We start from the raw sequence: 15,005 nt of genomic DNA, 5'->3' as shown, positions 1-15,005 counted from the left end.
ACGACTAGATCGATTACTACAGAGACCTTGCCGAAATCGTCATAATTTGTTGGATATTAAATATGAATTTCAATTTGAACTGGGTAATCAATTCTCCTCAGTTCCCGTACTTCCCCCTCGATAGCGGCAGTGGCCTGTAGAACGGATTACAAACGTACACATGTAATTGTCGAGGAGGACATCTGACTCCCGCTGAGGCGTCACTGAAACGCAGTCGTGCCGGGAGAACACTCCGGTCCGTACCTACTGGAGCGGACAGAGCGCATGGATCAGAGACAGTGTCCAACGACGGTGGACACCAATGGGCGCAACAGTGCCCTGCTGACGGTGCCGCTGGCTGCGTCCGCGTTCCACCGGAGAGGAGATCGGACACGTTCGCAAGCCACGAGGCCGCTCGCGCACTCATGGTCATTTCGGGGCTCAAACCGGGCTTTCAAGGTCAGATCTGTCCCCGTTCTAGTCGCCCCACGTTCCCTGCGACGATGTCGGCCAGTTGTAACCTGTATTCGAGCACCTGTTTGGCGTATGGATGCCCGAGACGTTTGTCACCGCGACGCCGTGGTCGGCCAGCGCGTTGAGCGGCGGGTGGTCGTACCCCACCGCGGCGACTGTGAATAGTTCGAGTTCCGTCGTGTCGTCGAGTAGGGCCACGCCGGGTGGATCGAGCTGATCACCATAGTGTTCGCAGCGAGTTGCCGCTTCCTTGGTACCGGTGCCACCTCGATGCGGTGAGCGGGTAGCCGGTCTCGCAGTGCGGCGGCATAGTCCGCCGCGGGCATCCCGTGGATTACGCTTCGCGGGACCAGCACGTCGATAGTACTCATGGGCGTGTAGTGACTCTGAACGAATGCGTACCAATGCTTTTCTCTGGAGGCTATTGTCGGACCGATTTGACCGTGGAGCTAGCCGTGTCCAACGACGTTGGATCCGTGGCTCAGTTCCGGCCCAACCCGAGGAATTATTCCGCAGGCAGACGGACGTGGGGGCGATGTCGGGAGACCTGTACGGTAAGAGCGCGTTCGTTGTCGGAGCGAGTCGCGGGATCGGAAAGGCGATTGCTGAGGAATACGCTGATCGGGGAGCTGATGTGGCCGTGGTCGCCCGGTCCTCGGACGACCTGGAGACCATTGCTGAGTCGCTGCCGACTGAGTGCGTGCCGATCGAGTGCGATGTCCGGGACGATGAGACCGTCGAACGGGCCGTCACGGCCGCGGTCGACTGCCTGGGAGCGATCGACGTGGCTGTCAACAGCGCGGGAATGATCACACGAGGACGTCTTCACGAGGCGGACGAGGCGAACATGACCGCGGTGCTCGACGTGAACCTTCTCGGCGCGCTTCGGGTCAGCAAGCATGTCCTGCCAGCGCTGATAGAGACGGAGGGGACGCTCCTCCATATCACTTCTGAAGCGGGGTCGGTCGGCGTGCCGGAGCTTCCCTCGTACTGCGCAAGTAAGGGTGGCCTCGATGCAGCGGTCCGGCAGCTCGCGGTCGACTACGGCTCTGACGGTGTCTCAGTGGTGGCGATAGCCCCAGGGACAACGAAGACATCGATGAATGAGGAGGTCAGGGCGGAGGACCCGTCGTGGGTCGAGGAGCGGGCCGAGAACGTCCCGTACGGCCGCCTCGGGACGCCGGAGGACATCAGCGACCTCGCGGCGTTTCTCGCGCGGGATCAGTCGGACTACCTTACCGGTGAGGTGATCCACGTCGACGGCGGATCGACCGCGTGAGGGCGGTGGGGCTCAGTAGTGTTTGGTCTTGAGTTCGACTACGTTCGCCGTGTTCTGGAGCGCCGGGAGCAACTCCTCCTGGATGCGCTCGGGGGTGAACTCGTGTTTCGGCCCGGCGGCAGAGATGGCGGCATCGGGCGTCTCACCGTCGCTTTCGACCTGTACGGCGACGGACTTGACTCCCTTGACGCGCTCCTCGTCCTCTATCGCGTACCCCTGCAACCTGATGGTCTCTATCTCGTCGAGCAGGGCGTCGCGGTCGACGATCGTGTGCTCAGTCGCCCGCGGGAGCCCGTGGCGGTCGGCGATCTCAGTGATCTCCTCGTCGGACTTCTGTGACAGTATCGCCTTGCCGAGTGCCGTCCAGTGCATCCGGGTGTACTCGCCGGTCGACGCGTTGTTGAAGATGGCACCGGTCGGCTCGGTCCGGTACAGCATCACCCGGTAGCCGTTCTCTTCACAGCCGATGGTGGCGACCTCGCTTATCGTCCGGGCCAAGTCGTCGACCTCGTTGCGGCCCACCTGGTAGAGGCTGTTGTTGTGCCGGACCTGTCCCCCTACGTTTAGGAACCGAAGGCTGAGCTGGTACTGCTCATTCCGCCTGACCACGTACCCGGTGTCTTCCAGCGTCTTGAGGTAGATATGGGCCGTGCTCTTCGGGAGGTCCATGTGATCCGCCAACTCTCTGACCCGGCAGCCGTCGAGCTTCCCCACGTTCTCAACGATTTCGAATGCGTTCTCGACCGCCTTGATCCGGTTTGGACCGTTCGTCATTGTGTGTGTATGAATCACATACTGCCCTCAATATTCTTTTCGAAATTGTCCAACGATACTGGAATCGTATCCCCGACACCCAGGATCGATATTCGTTATAGTTTGGGTCGTCAACGGCCGCCGTGAGGGTGCCAGCGAAGCGGCGGATAAGCATGAACGACTGGCTGAGGGACACAGGGGGGAGGCGACTATGGTGGAACAACGAATAGCCGTCACACTGGACGGGTGAGAGAAACTCTGTGCTTGCGCGCCGACGCGGCAGGCCGACGACGCGTCAGTCGTACTACCGCTGGGTCTGTTCTAGCAGGCCTCGCATGTAGCCGACCGCGAACAGCCGTCCCTTCGTGTGGTAGCCGGGGTTAGAGTTATCCTCGCCCACCATCGTCGGGACATGGTCGGGGCGCATCACCACGTCGTCGTTGACGGCGTCCTGGTAAGCCTCCATCGCCGCGAGCATGTCGCGGGGGCCCTCGTCGTGCCACGTCTCGACGAAGTCGTCGGCGTCGCCCTCAATGTCCCGGAAGTGAACGAAGTTGATGCGGTCGCCGAACCGACGGATTGTCTCTGGGAGAACGGCCCCCATCGCGGCGAAGTTGCCTTGACAGAACGTGATGCCGTTGTGCTCGCTATCGTAGCTGTCGAGAACGCGCTGGTACGCCTCGGTGCTGTTGATGATTCGGGGGACACCGCCCACTGACTCCCGTGGCGGGTCGTCCGGGTGGAGTCCGAGCTTCACCCCGGCCGCCTCCGCGACCGGCGTCACCTCCTGCAGGAAGTACTCCAGCGCGTCCCAGATTTGCTCGCGTGAGGCGTCGACCGCCGGTCCCGCCCTGTCCCTGTGCATCCGGTCGTTCGAGTACGCGGTCACCAGCGAGCCGCCCCGAGCCTCGACGTGGGCCTCCGTGCGCGCCCAGCGGATGCCGACCATCCAATCGTAGCAGACGACCGGAATATCGAGCTGTCCGCAGTGCCGGATGAACTCCTTGAACTCCTCGATGTCCTCGTCGCGTCCTTCCATCCCGAGCCTGACGCGGTCGGTCAGGGGGATGCTCCCCTCGATGACGCTGATGTCGAGCCCAGCGTCCTCGTACCAGTTCTTGAGATGTAGCAGATCGTGATACGACCAGGTGGTCTTTCCGTCGCCGATCTCCAGGGTGTGTACGACGGCGTTTTCTACGCCCATCTGCTTGGCTATCTGCCATCTCTCGTCCGGCTGTGGCGGTAGGACTACCGCTAAGTCGACCATAGCGTGACGAATTGGAACCACGGTTAAATAGCTTTCTTTTAGTCGGGTTGCTGCCGAACGGGCGGCGGTGAGCTGGGGTATGGCGAGCGAGTGGGCCCGCGATATGCGAGCGGAACGATCAGGACAGGTGAAAAGAGGGAAAAATAGAAACTCCCCGCCGTGCGAGTCTTCGATGGATCACGAATGAGCGACACGTTCGCAGGAGACGCGGCCATCGTCACGGGCGCATCGAGAGGTATCGGTAGCGGAATCGCAACCAAGCTCGCGGAGCAGGGGGCGTCGGTGGTGGTCAACTACCACTCCTCCGAGAAGCAAGCGGAGTCGGTTGTCGACGAAATCGCTGACCAGGGCGGCGAAGCCGTCGCGGTGCAGGCCGACGTGAGCGACGAGGATGACGTGGCGGCGATGGTCGAGGCGACCGTCGACCGCTTCGGCTCGCTGGACGTGATGGTGAACAATGCGGGCATGACGACGCTTGGTCCGGCGGAGGAAATCACCATTGAGGACTGGCGGCGGGTGGTCGACGTCGACTTGACGGGCGTGTTCATCAGTAGCCGTGCCGCGGGGCGACAGATGCTCTCCCAGGACGACGGCGGGGCAATCGTCAACGTCGCATCGATGATGGGTGAGATGGGCTTTCACATGCGAGCGCCGTACTGCGCGGCGAAGGCGGGCGTCATCAACCTCACCCGGACCCTCGCCGTGGAGTGGGCGGAGGACGGCATCAGCGTGAATGCGCTCGCGCCAGGATTCATCAAGACGGACATCACAGACCAGACGCAGGACTCGGCGAAGTACACCGATATCGACATCCAGCGGCGGACGCCGATGGCGCGATACGGTACCGTCGAAGAGATGGCCAACTGCGTGAGCTTCCTAGCGCGGGCCGACAACTACGTCACCGGCGAGGTGCTCCGGGCCGACGGCGGATGGACCTCGGACGCGTGGCGATACCGCGAGAACCGCGCGTAGCGGTCGAACGCGCCACCCTCGATAGAGTGGTGGCGAAATTCACCACAGGGGAAAGTTTTTTACTATTAACGCTGAATCTGTGTGATGAACCATGTTAGATGGAGCTTCCGGTGTCAGTAGACGCTCGGTCATCAACGGCATCGGCGCAGGCGCAATCGCGACAACAGCCGGCTGTGCTGGCGGCGGCAGCAGCGGTGTCGAGATGACAATTGCCAGTACTTTCGAGCCGGGCCACATCCTGGTCCAGGCCGCCGAGAATTTCAAGGAGCAGATCGAGGAGGAGTCCGACGGCGATATCTCCGTTGAGATCAGCCCTGGCGGCTCCTACGGGTCGGAAGACGAGATCGGCGAGGTCGTCAGCCAAGGCGGCGTTGAGGCGCACTCCGCAGGTAGTTTCCCCTACTACCAGTTTGCATCAGAGTACTGGTTCTTTGGCTGCCCGTTCGTCCTCTCGAGCTACGATCAGTTGCTCTCGGTGCTCGACAGTGAGCAGATGCAAGAGGGCCACGACACGCTCATCGAAAACGGAAACCAGCGGCCGATCGGCCAGCAGATCTACCGCGGTGCTCGGCACTTCACGTCGAACACGCCGATCCGGGAACCGGGCGACGTCAACGGGCTCAACCTGCGTCTCCCGGAACTCGACCCGTGGGTCCAGACCTGGGAGCAGGTCGGCGCCTCGCCGACTCCGGTCGCGCTGGACGAACTGTATAGTGCGCTCGAACAGGGAACGGCAGACGCCTCAGAGGGCGGCGCGGAACAGATCAGTTCGTTCAACCTTCACGAGGTCCAGAGCCACCTGAGCCTGACGAGTCACCTGATCGCGAACGGGAACATCTACATCAACGAGTCCTTCTACCAGGGGCTCGACGAGACCAACCAGGATCTGATCATGGAGGTCGGCCAAGAAGCGACGCAGTCCGCCGCCGAGAAGTCCCAGGAGCGCGAGCAAGAACTGATCGACGAACTCGGTCAGGGTATGGAGGTCATCGAAGACGTCGACACTGAAGCGTTTCAGGAGGAGGCGGCGCCCGCCGTGGAACAGCTGTTCGACGAGACGTGGGCTTTCGACTGGGAAACCGTCCGAAACATGTAACTGTGAACCGGCGACGCATGTTACGTACCTACAATCACCACCCTTTCACTGATCATGGAAATCGACCAATCACTCGACCTGAAGCGCGACCACGTTTTCGACAAGATCGTACTCTACAGCGCGACGGGGCTGTTTACGTTCACGATCGTCTTGACCACGCTTCAAGTTTTCATTCGATTGTTGAGCCTCCCCACGTTCGGGTTCCTTCACTGGACCGAACCGGCGGCACGGTTCGTACTCATCGTCGCGACGTACCTGGGTGCTGCCGTTGCCGTCCGGAACAACGAACACATCTCGATACAATTCCTCCTCGAACGCCTCACGAGGTGGAACTCCAGTATCGGTCTGCTGGTCCAAATTCTGGGCGAACTGATCGTCATCGGCTTCCTGTCAGTCGCCCTCTGGGGAGCCATCCGTACAACCATCGGCGACTGGACGACGTCGATCGGCGGGATCGAGGCCGTTACGTCAGGACACCTCTATCTCGGGATCACGATCGGCATCGCGTTGATGCTGATCTACGCTCTGATCGACATCGTAACGTTGGGACGCGAGATAGCGGCGTCCAGGACCGACAACGCCGCCGCCCAGTTCGAGGAGGGGATAGCCGATGAGTGAGCTGCTCGTAATCGGCACCCTGTTCCTCGGAATGCTCCTCGTCATGTACGCGCTCGGCGTCCCGGTCGGGATCGCGATGGGCGCGACGTGCGTCCTAGTGATGCTCTCCCCCTTCGGAAGGGGCCTCAACTACGGCCTCATCTCCCAGCAGTTGCTCTACGGGCTCAACAGTTTTACGCTACTCGCGATCCCGTTTTACCTCCTGCTCGGGCGGTTGATGAACCGCATCGGGATGACGCAGCGGATCTTCGATTTGGCGAACTCGATGGTGGGACAGTTCCGCGGCGGGATTGCCCACGTCAACATCGTCGCGAGCATGATCTTCTCCGGGATGTCGGGCCTCGCTGTCGCCGACGCTGCGGGGCTTGGCCGCGTCGAGTACGCCGCGATGCGCGACCAGGGGTACGAAAAAGACATCTCGCTCGGCGTCACTGGGTCGTCGGCCATCATCGGTCCGATCATCCCGCCGAGCGTTCCTATCATCATCTATGCCGTGCTGGCCGAGGAGTCGATCGGTCAGCTGTTCCTGGGTGGGATCATCCCTGGGATCCTGATCGGCGTCTTCCTGATGGCGCTCGTCTTCCTGTTCGTGTACCTGCGGGAGTACGAGACCGAGGACTCCTTCGACCTCGCTGACTTCTGGAAGAGTTTGAAGGAGGCGGTGTTCCCGCTGTTCGCGCCACTCCTCATCATCGGCGGGATCCTCTCCGGCACATTCACCGCCACCGAAGCGGGCGCAATAGCCGTCGTCTACACCATCCTCCTCGGAATGTTCGTCTACAGAGATCTCACCCTCGAAGGACTCTTCGAGGAACTCCAGTACGGGATGGTCGAGACGTTCTCGCTGACGTTCATCATCGGCGTCGCGTCGCTGTACGGCCTCGTCGCCCTCCAGCTCCGCCTGCCGATCCTGATGGCCGATTCGATCACGAACTTCTCCACCGATCCGACGGTCGTAATGTTGCTGCTGGTCGGGCTTCTCCTCGTCGTCGGGACGTTCATGGAGACGATCGCCGCGATCACGATCCTCGTCCCGATCTTCATGCCGATCCTGGACATCACCGGCATCGATCCGCTCCACTTCGGTATCGTGATGATCCTGACGCTGATGCTCGGCCTATTGACCCCGCCGTTCGGCGTCATCCTCTTCGTCCTGGAGAAGGTGACTGATGCAACACTGGAGGAGGCGATGAAAGCGGTGTTGCCCTACTACGTGCCGATCCTCCTGGTGTTGCTGCTCACCATCTTCATCCCGGAGATCGTCACGTACCCGGTGACCACGCTGATGGGCGCCTGACACGGCGATCACGCTCGGTTATTCGTCCCGTCACCCGGCGACGGTTGCTGACGGAAACGTTTTTCCCGGTTGACAGTGAGACTCAACCATGGCAACGTTCGATGGATACCCACGGGAAAGTGGTCCCGCTGGGGTACGAAACTACGTCGCAGTGATACCGTTGTCGGTCACGGCGTCGCCGATCGCCGAGGCTGTCGCCGACCGGACGGCCGCAAACGTCAGAGCCACGCCCCACCAGATGGGGACGGACCCGCCCGAGGCGGCTCGCGAACAGGTTGAGCGGACGCTGTCGGGCGTCGCCCGCAACCCGAACGTCGGGGCGGCGCTCGTCGTGTCGCTGGGCACGGAGACGGTGGACGCCGACGCCGTCGCCGACGCGGCGGCGGCTGCCGGGCGGGACGTCGAGACCCTCTCAGTCCATGAGGTGGGCGGGACGGCCGCAGCGGTCGACGAGGGAACCGAGCTGGCCCGCGACCTCCACGCCGAGATTACCGACCGACGCCGGGAGGAGTGCGACGCGAGTGAACTCGTCTTCGGCGTCGAATGCGGCGGCTCCGACGCGACGAGCGGAATCGCGGCGAATCCCGCTGTCGGCGCGGCCTGTGATCGCCTCGTCCGAGACGGCGGCACGGCGACGTTCTCGGAGACGCCGGAGTTCATCGGCGCGGAGCACGTCCTTGCGGAGCGGTGTGTGAACGAGACGGTTCGCGAGCGGCTTCTGGAGCGTGTCAATCGCCGGGAGGCGACGGCCGAACTGATGGACGTGGACCTGCGGGGCGCACAGCCCAGCCCCGGCAACCAGGAGGGCGGCCTGACGACCATCGAGGAGAAGAGTCTCGGGGCCATCTCGAAGGGCGGGACGACCCCGGTCCGCGGCATCGTGGACTACGCCGAGCGGCTTCCGGTCGGCGGCGGTCTGGTGCTGATGGACACACCGGGGTACGATATCGAGAGCGTCGTCGGCAAGGTCGCAGGCGGGGCGCAGGTCGTCGCCTTCACCACCGGGCGAGGGTCGACGACCGGGAACCCGCTAGCCCCGGTGATCAAGGTGACCGGGAACCCGAAGACAGCGGACCGACTCGCGGCGAATATGGACGTGGACGCGAGCGGCATCATCGACGGCGAGCCGATCGACTCGGTCGGCGACCGGATCTACCGGACGCTGCTTGACGTCGCCAGCGGCGAGCGGACCGCCGCGGAACGCCGCCAACTGGAGGAGTTCGCGGTCAACGAGCTCCAGCCGAACGAGCTCGCCGAGCTGCGGGGGGACGCATGAAGGGGACGGTCCTCGGCGACGCGGGGCTGCACATGGCCGCGCAGGACAACGTCGTCACGGCCATCGACGACCTAGATGCAGGGACGGGGATACCGTACGACGACCGGACGGTCGAACTCGTGGAGGCCATCCCGTTCGGCCACAAGGTCGCGTTGGTCCCGCTGGAGCCGGGGGACGCCGTCGTGAAGTACGGCGAGACGATCGGCGAGGCCGTCGAGCCGATTGCCCCAGGCGAGTGGGTGCACACGCACAACTGCGAGAGCAGGCGCGGTCGGGGCGACCGCACCGCGGACAGGGAGGTGGCCTGATGTCGGCGCCGAGTGGTGCCTCACGGCGGCGCGTCCCGGGAACGTCGTTCGACGCGTACCGGCGATCGGACGGGCGCGTCGGCGTGCGGAACCGCGTACTGGTCGTCCCGTCGGTGATCTGCTCGCACCTCGTCGCCGAGCGGATCGCAGCGGAGCACGACGACGCTGTCGCGGCCCCGCACGACCACGGCTGCGGTCAGGTCGGCGATGACCACGAGCGCACGGAGCGAACGCTCCTGAACCTCGCCCGCAACCCGAACATCGCGGGCGCGACCGTCGTGGGGCTGGGCTGCGAACACCTTCAGAGCGGCCCGTTCGCCGACAGGATCGGGGAGCGCGGTGTAGCGGTCCGCGAGACGGCGATCCAGGACGCGGGCGGTACGGAACCCTGCGTCGAGGAGGGCGTCGCCGCGACCGCCGACCTCGCGGACGCCGCGGCGGACGCGGACCGCGCCGGCGCTGGGCTCGCGGACCTCACCGTCGGCGTCGTGAGTTCGGACCTCGATGGCTCGACGCGCGCGGTCGCGGATCCGCTCGTGGGCGAGGCCGTCGACGCGCTGGTCGACGCCGGGGCGCGCGTCATCGTCGCCGGGACGGAGCGGCTCGCCCCCCACACGGACGCCGCCGCCGCCCGCGCCACGACGGTGGCTGTCGCCGACGCGATCCGCGAGGTCGGAACGCGCCACGCGGGCCGCCCCGGGAACGTCCGACGGATCGCCCGCCACGCTGCGGACGCACCGTTCGACGAGGTCGTCGGCGCGTGGGGGAGCGCGAGCGTCGACGAGTTCGTTCCGTACGGCGGCCGGGCGGCGGCCGACGCCGGGGTGACGCTGGTCGACTCCTCCTCCCGCTTCGAGGAGGCGGCGACCACGCTCGCGGCGGCTGGGGCGTCGGTCGTCATCCACGTCACGGCCGACGGGGTACCGACGGGCCACCCGGTCGTCCCGGTCCTCAAGGTGACCGGCGACGGGACCACGGCGGACGCGCTCGCCGATGACGTGGACCTCGACGCCCGCGGGGCCGACGCGGATGCGCTGCTGTCCGAGATCGCTCGCGTCGCCGACGGCGGCCGGACGGCCAGCGAGGAGCACGGGCTCACGTCGTTCGCCGTCAGCCGCATCGGTCCGTCGCTATAGAGGACCATGTACCGCTGGCGGCGGCGTGGACACAAAGCTTAGGTTGCCCACTCGCGGAGTACTGGATGAGATGGCACTGCTCGAACGGCAGTCAGCGGCGGAACAGGAGCGCCGGGAGCCGACGCTCGGTGACGACGCGATAGAACGGATTCACGGAGATGTCTCTGCGGTGCAGGGGTGGCGAGCGTGAGGGCGGTGTCGCTCGTCGAGTCGGGGACGTTCGAACTGAATGCTCGGGAGCGCCCCGCGCCTGGCCCGTCGGAGGTGCTCGTCGAGGTGAGCGATATCGGGATCTGCGGCTCCGATATCCACTGGTACGAGCACGGCCGAATGGGTGACCTGGCTGTCGAGGAGCCGCTGGTGCTCGGACACGAAAGCGCGGGCACGGTTGTCGAAGTCGGTGCGGACGTCGACGGCCACGCTGTCGGCGACCGGATCGCGATCGAACCCGGCGTTCCGTGCGGCGAGTGCGAGTACTGTTGGCGGGGAACGTACAATCTCTGCCGGGACGTCGAGTTCATGGCGACGCCCGGCACCGACGGGGCGTTCAGGGAGTACATCGCCTGGCCCGCAGAGTACGCCTACGGCCTCCCGGACGCCGTCTCCACCCAGGAGGGGGCGCTGTGCGAGCCGATCAGCGTCGGTATCCACGCCGTGCGGCGCGCCGACGTGGGAATGGGTGACTCGGTGCTCGTCATGGGCGCGGGTCCGATCGGGCTGCTCGCTGCAGACGTAGCGCGGGCGGCGGGAGCGGCGGACGTGGCCGTCGTCGACGTGGTCGACTCGAAACTCGACAGGGCCGTCGACCGCGGGGCCGACCTGGCTATCGACGCCCGCGAGGCGGATGTCGCGGCGGCGGTCCGCGAGGCGTTTGGCACGGGCGTCGATGCCGCGATAGAGGCGACCGGGGCCCCGCCAGCGATCGAGTCGGTACTCGACGTTACGCGGCCGGACGGCACCGTCGTCCTGGTCGGCCTCGCGCCAGACGCCGAGGTGCCGGTGGACACGTTTGAACTGGTTCGGCGGCAGGTCGACGTGCGGGGAGCTACCGGTTCGCCAACACGTACCCGACGGCGATATCCCTGATAGCGGGCGGTGACGTGGACGCGGCGGAGATCATCGACTTCGACCTGCCGCTCGACCGCGTGAGCGATGCGTTCGAGCGGGCCGCGAAGCCGGCCGTGGTCAAGGGCATGATCTCGATAGATTGAGGCGGATTCCCAGGCTAACATTTATATTCGAATGGATACCTCCATTCAGCATGGTCATCGTTGCAGCGATTAGCGGTTCCGATCAGTCGACAGCGATCGCCGCGCAGGCCGACGAACTCGCACGGGCGTTCGACGACGAACTCCACCTCGTCCACGTCATCGAAGAGACCGAGTACACGCGGCTGGTGGAGAAACGGTCCAGCGTGCGGGAGACCGGGCCCGAGGGCTCCATCGAGGACGACGCTGCGGCCGCCGCGGCCGAGGGGATAGACGAGGCACTCGACGCGGACTACGAGGTCGTCGGCCGGGTCGGGACGCCGAGAAAGAAGGTCGTCGAGTACGCCGACGAGGTCGACGCACGGTACGTCCTCGTCGGCGGGCGGGCGCGGTCCCCGACCGGGAAGGCGTTGTTCGGCAGCGTCACGCAGTCGATCCTGCTGAACACGGAGCGCCCGGTCGTCACCATCATGGAGGCGGAGTAGGCAGCCGTGGATCGACCATGGAGTCGCCACGAACCACCGGTCCAGTGGGCCGATCCCCGGCCGGGACGGACGGGAACAATGCAAGACGTATTTCGATACAATCCATGAAGAAGGTATGAGCACGGGTTCGGTGGAGAAGTTTCAGCAGTCGCTGTCACGCCTGGACACGGCGTCGACCGCCGTTGCACCCGACGAGCTGGTGTCGACGGTGGCCGACCTGGTCGAGCCCCCCGCGGTTGGGGCCGAACTGCCGTTCGACGGCCTCTCGCTCGCGGACGCGCCGGTGACGCTCGATCCGTCGCCCTCCAGGCTCAGCGAGGCGGTGACTGGCGTGAGCGGGTCGCGCATGGGCATCGCCTCGCTGGGGACCGTCGCGGTCGAGTCCCGGGCCGAGGGCGACGAGTTCATCGCGCTGTACCCGGAGCGGCACGTAGTCGTCGTCAGGGCGAGCGACCTGCGGACGGATCTGTCGGACGCCTTCGGCTGGCTCCGGGCGGAGTTCGAGGAGGACCGTCAGTCGTTCATCCTCGCGACGGGGCCGAGTTCGACGGGCGACATGGGCGCGCTCGTCCAGGGCGTCCACGGGCCGGAGGAGGTCCACGTCATCATCGTCAGGGATAATGAGTGAATCACAACAACTGGATGCCGACCGCATCCGCACGCTGCTCGAATCGGAAGGCGACGAGATAAAGGAGAACACGCGCCTATTCAACTCAGAACGGTACAACGCGGTGAAAGCCGTCGGCGAAGGCGCACACGAGGACAACCGCTCCCAGGCGCGAGAGATAAAAGCGGACGCGATCGAGCGCCTCCCCGAGCTCATCGACCGGACACGGAAGGCCGTCGAGGCGAACGGCGGGACGGTGTACGTCGCCGACGACGCCGAGGACGCGAACCGGTACCTCGCCGAGGTAGCCGACGATGTCGACGCCGACAGCGTCGTGAAGTCGAAGTCAATGACTACCGAGGAGATGGACTTGAACGAGGCCCTGGAGGCCGACGGATTCGACGTCTGGGAGACGGACCTCGGCGAGTTCGTCATCCAGGTCGCCGAGGAGGCGCCGTCGCACATCGTCGGCCCGTCACTCCACAAGTCCCGCGAGGAGATCACGAAGCTGTTCGAGGAGGAGTTCGACCCGGACGAGTCGCTCGACTCCGCGGAGAAGCTGACGGCGTTTGCGCGGGAGTACCTCGGCGAGTGCATCGACGACGCCGAGGTCGGGGTCACGGGCGCGAACTTCGTCCTAGCCGAGAGCGGGTCGATAGCGCTGGTGACCAACGAGGGCAATGCCCGCAAGTGTGCGTCGATCCCCGACACGCACGTCGCCGTCGCCGGGATCGAGAAGATCATCCCATCGATCGCGGAATTGGAGCCGTTCGCGGAACTCATCTCGCGGTCGGCGACGGGTCAAGACATTCCGCAGTACCTGTCACTGCTGACACCGCCGGTCGACACGCCTGCGATCGACTTCGACAGCAGTGATGAGCCGCACTTCGGGAACGGCGATGCGGACCGCGACTTCCACCTCGTGCTGCTCGACAACGGGCGGCGGGAGATGTGCGAGGACGACGATCTTCGCGAGACGCTTTACTGCATCCGATGTGGGGCCTGTGCGAACTCGTGTGCGAACTTCCAGTCCGTCGGCGGCCACGCCTTCGGCGGGGAGACGTACACGGGTGGCATCGCCACCGGCTGGGAGGCCGGGATCGAGGGAAACGACGTTGCGGCGGAGTTCAACGACCTCTGTACCGGCTGCTCCCGCTGTGTGAACGCCTGTCCGGTGAAGATCGATATCCCGTGGATCAACACGGTCGTTCGGGACCGCATCAATCGCGGGAAGGACCCCGGCTTCGACGACGTGCTAGTCGACGGCCTCGTGCCGGACGAGGAGGAGCCCGGTACGTCGCTCCGAAAGCGTTTCTTCGGGAACTTCGAGGCGGTGGCGAGGATAGGCAGCGCGACCGCGCCGCTGTCGAACGCCGTTGCCTCGACGGGGCCCGCGCGGAAGGTGATGGAGTCGGTGCTGGGGATCGACGCCCGGCGCGACCTACCGGCGTTCCGGCGCACGACGCTCCGCGAGTGGGCGGCGTCGCGCGAGTCCCGCGTCGCCGACCCGGAGCGCCGCGTCGCGCTGTACCCGGACGTGTACACGAACTACGTCCGGGCGGAGCGCGGGAAGGCCGCAGTTCGCGTGCTGGAGGCGCTCGACTGCGAGGTCGTCGTCCCAGACGTGGGCGGCTCCGGCCGCGCGCCGCTGTCTCAGGGGATGATCGCCACGGCCGAGAAGAAGGCCGAGACCGTCGCGGAGTCGCTCTTGACGTACGTCGAGGACGGGTACGACGTGGTCGCCGTCGAGCCTAGCGACCTGGCGATGTTCCGCCGGGAATACGAAAAGCTGCTCCCCGAAGCGGCGTACGAGCGGCTCGACGGGAACAGCTACGAGGTGTTGGAGTACGCCTACGGCCTGCTGGAGAACGGTGCGGACCCCGACGCCCTGCCCGCGGGTGACGGCGACGGCGTCGCGTACCACAGCCACTGCCAGCAGCGGACGCTCGGCTTGGAGGGGTACACTGAGGCGGTGCTGGAGCGGCTCGGGTACGACGTGTTCACCTCCGACGTCGAGTGCTGTGGGATGGCCGGGAGCTTCGGTTACAAGAGCGAGTACTACGACCTGAGCATAGACGTCGGAGAGACGCTGGCCGACCAGTTCGAGGGGGCCGCCGACGAGCGGACGGTTGTCGCCAGCGGCACCTCCTGTATGGAGCAGCTCGACTCGCTGCTGTCCCCGGAGACGCGCCACCCGGTCGAGCTGCTCGATCCCGAACGCCAGTAGGCGCAGCGCACGGGTCGCCCCGG

At 65.1% G+C, this 15,005-nt stretch carries 14 protein-coding genes and 1 pseudogene; 12 read left to right on the top strand and 3 right to left on the bottom strand.

Annotated elements, in window-relative coordinates; genetic code table 11:
• Positions 1 to 456 precede the first annotated feature (456 nt).
• A complete protein-coding gene (locus C480_RS20995) occupies positions 457 to 651 on the bottom strand; it encodes a hypothetical protein (protein WP_006667676.1) in 195 nt (64 codons plus the stop codon).
• Positions 652 to 988: 337 nt separating this feature from the next.
• Between C480_RS20995 and C480_RS20990 the strand changes: the two genes are divergently transcribed.
• A complete protein-coding gene (locus C480_RS20990) occupies positions 989 to 1,732 on the top strand; it encodes an SDR family NAD(P)-dependent oxidoreductase (protein ID WP_006667675.1) in 744 nt (247 codons plus the stop codon).
• A gap of 12 nt (positions 1,733 to 1,744) precedes the next feature.
• Here C480_RS20990 and C480_RS20985 read toward each other — a convergent pair whose 3' ends face one another.
• Positions 1,745 to 2,506, bottom strand: coding sequence for an IclR family transcriptional regulator (locus C480_RS20985; RefSeq protein WP_006667674.1), 762 nt, complete (start codon positions 2,504 to 2,506; stop codon positions 1,745 to 1,747).
• A gap of 283 nt (positions 2,507 to 2,789) precedes the next feature.
• The gene (locus C480_RS20980; protein ID WP_049904159.1) at positions 2,790 to 3,752 is read right to left on the bottom strand and encodes a mannonate dehydratase; all 963 of its coding nucleotides are present in this window, start codon (positions 3,750 to 3,752) and stop codon (positions 2,790 to 2,792) included.
• Between the two features lie 183 nt (positions 3,753 to 3,935).
• Here C480_RS20980 and C480_RS20975 point away from each other — a divergent pair, with 183 nt between their 5' ends.
• The 11 genes and pseudogenes from C480_RS20975 to C480_RS20925 all read left to right on the top strand — a co-directional run bounded on the left by C480_RS20975 (position 3,936) and on the right by C480_RS20925 (position 14,982).
• Positions 3,936 to 4,724 carry an SDR family NAD(P)-dependent oxidoreductase gene (locus C480_RS20975; RefSeq protein WP_006667672.1) on the top strand — a complete coding sequence of 263 codons (789 nt, stop codon included), beginning with the start codon at positions 3,936 to 3,938 and terminating at the stop codon, positions 4,722 to 4,724.
• 91 nt (positions 4,725 to 4,815) lie between these two features.
• Positions 4,816 to 5,820 carry a TRAP transporter substrate-binding protein gene (locus C480_RS20970; RefSeq protein ID WP_006667671.1) on the top strand — a complete coding sequence of 335 codons (1,005 nt, stop codon included), beginning with the start codon at positions 4,816 to 4,818 and terminating at the stop codon, positions 5,818 to 5,820.
• Between the two features lie 54 nt (positions 5,821 to 5,874).
• Positions 5,875 to 6,438, top strand: coding sequence for a TRAP transporter small permease (locus tag C480_RS20965; protein WP_006667670.1), 564 nt, complete (start codon positions 5,875 to 5,877; stop codon positions 6,436 to 6,438).
• Complete coding sequence (locus C480_RS20960) at positions 6,431 to 7,735, top strand: TRAP transporter large permease (protein ID WP_006667669.1); 1,305 nt, start codon at positions 6,431 to 6,433, stop codon at positions 7,733 to 7,735. The genes C480_RS20965 and C480_RS20960 overlap by 8 nt, the downstream gene beginning before the upstream one ends.
• An 88-nt stretch (positions 7,736 to 7,823) precedes the next feature.
• Positions 7,824 to 9,011: a UxaA family hydrolase gene (locus C480_RS20955; RefSeq protein WP_049904157.1), complete on the top strand. Its 1,188-nt coding sequence runs from the start codon at positions 7,824 to 7,826 to the stop codon at positions 9,009 to 9,011.
• Positions 9,008 to 9,319 (top strand): UxaA family hydrolase, encoded by a 312-nt coding sequence (locus C480_RS20950; RefSeq protein WP_006667667.1) that lies wholly within the window; start codon positions 9,008 to 9,010, stop codon positions 9,317 to 9,319. Before C480_RS20955 ends, C480_RS20950 begins: the two co-directional genes overlap by 4 nt.
• Complete coding sequence (locus tag C480_RS20945; protein ID WP_006667666.1) at positions 9,319 to 10,455, top strand: UxaA family hydrolase; 1,137 nt, start codon at positions 9,319 to 9,321, stop codon at positions 10,453 to 10,455. The genes C480_RS20950 and C480_RS20945 overlap by 1 nt, the downstream gene beginning before the upstream one ends.
• A gap of 186 nt (positions 10,456 to 10,641) precedes the next feature.
• Positions 10,642 to 11,666, top strand: a pseudogene (locus C480_RS20940) (NAD(P)-dependent alcohol dehydrogenase).
• A gap of 50 nt (positions 11,667 to 11,716) precedes the next feature.
• Positions 11,717 to 12,148 carry a universal stress protein gene (locus C480_RS20935; RefSeq protein ID WP_006667664.1) on the top strand — a complete coding sequence of 144 codons (432 nt, stop codon included), beginning with the start codon at positions 11,717 to 11,719 and terminating at the stop codon, positions 12,146 to 12,148.
• Between the two features lie 115 nt (positions 12,149 to 12,263).
• Positions 12,264 to 12,776 (top strand): LUD domain-containing protein, encoded by a 513-nt coding sequence (locus C480_RS20930; protein ID WP_006667663.1) that lies wholly within the window; start codon positions 12,264 to 12,266, stop codon positions 12,774 to 12,776.
• A complete protein-coding gene (locus C480_RS20925; RefSeq protein WP_006667662.1) occupies positions 12,769 to 14,982 on the top strand; it encodes an LUD domain-containing protein in 2,214 nt (737 codons plus the stop codon). The genes C480_RS20930 and C480_RS20925 overlap by 8 nt, the downstream gene beginning before the upstream one ends.
• Positions 14,983 to 15,005: the final 23 nt, after the last annotated feature.

This window comes from Natrialba aegyptia DSM 13077 (assembly GCF_000337535.1).
GTDB lineage: Archaea > Halobacteriota > Halobacteria > Halobacteriales > Natrialbaceae > Natrialba > Natrialba aegyptia.
Note: the sequence above shows the minus strand (reverse complement) of the source record. Positions and strands in the feature narration are given on the sequence as shown.